The following is a 2,031-nucleotide window of genomic DNA, read 5'->3' on the forward strand; positions in this document are numbered from 1 at the left end:
CGGCCAAGCGCAGCGCGCAGCTGATCGCCGCCGGTACCCACCCGGACCTGCAGCTGATCTCGTTCATTCCCAACAAGTCCGGCGACAAGCTGCGTACCGAGATCGTGATCGAGCAGGTCCGCGAGATCTCGCAGAAGCTGGCGCTGACCCCGCAATACGGCATCGCCCAGGTGGTGATCGTCGATCCGGCCGACGCAATCAATCGTGCCGCCTGCAATGCGCTGCTCAAGACGCTGGAAGAGCCACAGCCGGGCCGTTACCTGTGGCTGATCAGCAGCGACCCGGCACGCCTGCCGGCGACCGTGCGCAGCCGCTGCCAGCGCCTGGAATTCAAGTTGCCGCCCCGCGAGGAAGCGCTGGCGTGGCTGCAGGCCCAGGGCCATGGCGAGGCCGCTGCCCGCGAGGCGCTGGATGCCGCACGCGGCCATCCGGGGCTGGCCGATGAATGGCTGCGCGATGACGGCCTGGCGCTGCGCAAGCAGGTGGCCACCGATCTGGAGGCGCTGGTGGCCGGCCGCACCGGTGCGGTCGAGCTGGCCCAGCGTTGGGCGGGGGACGACAACGCCGCCCTGCGCCTGCGCCACGCCGCCGACCTAGCGCTGGCCCAGGCCAGCGCGGGCGGCTTGACCGATCCGGATCGATTGCACAAGCTGGCGGCGTGGTTCGACGCCGCCAACCGTACCCGCGATCTGCTGCGCACCACCGTGCGCGCCGACCTTGCGGTGGTGGAATTGTTGTTGGCCTGGAACAAGGTCAACGAGCGGCAAGCAAAGGGGAATAGAGCATGAGTGCCACCAACGCCCGCCAGGGCATCCTGTCGCTGGCGGTCAAGGACAAGGCCGCGCTGTACAGCGCGTACATGCCGTTCGTGAAGAACGGCGGGGTCTTCGTGCCCACGCCCAAGCGCTACTTCCTGGGCGATGAGGTGTTCCTGCTGCTGACCCTGCCCGACTCCAGCGAGCGCCTGCCGGTGGCCGGCAAGGTGATCTGGGTGACCCCCGCCGGTGCCCAGGGCAACCGCGCGGCGGGCATCGGCGTGCAGCTGGCCGAAGGCGCGGAAGGGGAAAACGTGCGCCACCGGATCGAGACGCTGCTGGCCGGCATCCTGACCGCGGACAAGCCCACGCACACGATGTGAAGAAATTTCGGCAAAACCGTTGACGTCGAAATTTGCCGCCCTATAATGAGCGGCTCAGCAGCATCGGGCGGTTAGCTCAGCGGTAGAGCATTGCCTTCACACGGCAAGGGTCGCAGGTTCGAACCCTGCACCGCCCACCACGCTGCAACATGAAGAAGCCGGCCCTTGGGTCGGCTTTTTTGTTGGGCGTTTTCCAGGGCATCCGGTGCAGGGGTATGGTGCGATGGCGGGAACGTCCCCGCCCGGAAGTCGCCGACCAGGACACGCCCATGGACCCATCTGAACAGGATCCCGCGCAAGGCACGCCCCGCGAATACAGCGACGCCCTTTACCGGGTGTATTTCGAAGTGGGGGAGTGGCAGGACATCGCCCGCGATGCGATCACCGCCTTTCTCGTCGAACGTAGCCGCGATCATCCCGCCTTTGACTTCGCGCCTGCGGCATTGGAGGTCAAGGCGCACGGCTATGAGGTGGATCTGCCCATGCAGCTGATCCCGGAAGTGGTGCGTGCGTTGACCGAGCGGAACGTGGCGATTTACCAAGTGGTCCGGCTGCATGCGGTATGAGCCCTGGTGCCTGACCGGACGCATTCGGCCGGATGCATCATCGACACACTTGCAGGGAGCGCAGCAGATGAATGATCGACGCAATACCCGAATGCCGATGGCCCGCTGGCTGCTGCCTTTCGCGCTGTGCGTGCCGCTACCGGCACTCGCTTCCGACCCGGTTGGCATGCTGACGATGTTCTTCGGGCTGCCCGTCTTCATGGCGGCCGTGGTGGTGTTGGGCGTGCTGGTGATCTTCCGACGCCACCGCTGGGCGAGGGGGATCGGGTTGTTGCTCGGCATCCCCGTATCGTTGCTCGGCGTGTATCTCGCCTACGTGGACGCCTG

Annotated in this window: 4 protein-coding genes and 1 tRNA gene; all 5 read left to right on the plus strand. The window is 66.3% G+C overall.

Annotated elements, in window-relative coordinates:
• The coding region (locus tag RTO53_RS19925; protein ID WP_312239388.1) for a DNA polymerase III subunit delta' at positions 1-788 on the plus strand (788 nt) is incomplete at its 5' end.
• A complete protein-coding gene (locus RTO53_RS19930; protein WP_312239389.1) occupies positions 785-1,138 on the plus strand; it encodes a PilZ domain-containing protein in 354 nt (117 codons plus the stop codon). The genes RTO53_RS19925 and RTO53_RS19930, both read left to right, overlap by 4 nt.
• A gap of 65 nt (positions 1,139-1,203) precedes the next feature.
• Positions 1,204-1,278, plus strand: a tRNA-Val gene (locus RTO53_RS19935).
• A 129-nt stretch (positions 1,279-1,407) separates the two neighbouring features.
• Positions 1,408-1,704 carry a hypothetical protein gene (locus RTO53_RS19940; RefSeq protein ID WP_312239390.1) on the plus strand — a complete coding sequence of 99 codons (297 nt, stop codon included), beginning with the start codon at positions 1,408-1,410 and terminating at the stop codon, positions 1,702-1,704.
• A gap of 67 nt (positions 1,705-1,771) precedes the next feature.
• The coding region (locus RTO53_RS19945) for a hypothetical protein (RefSeq protein WP_312239391.1) at positions 1,772-2,031 on the plus strand (260 nt) is incomplete at its 3' end.

This window comes from Stenotrophomonas sp. (genome assembly GCF_031995405.1).
Lineage (GTDB): Bacteria > Pseudomonadota > Gammaproteobacteria > Xanthomonadales > Xanthomonadaceae > Stenotrophomonas.

Excerpts from the sequence above, each read along its gene's own strand:
- RTO53_RS19930 (WP_312239389.1), top strand. The coding sequence starts at position 785 with ATGAGTGCCACCAACGCCCGCCAGGGCATCCTGTCGCTGGCGGTCAAG.
- RTO53_RS19940 (WP_312239390.1), top strand. The coding sequence starts at position 1,408 with ATGGACCCATCTGAACAGGATCCCGCGCAAGGCACGCCCCGCGAATAC.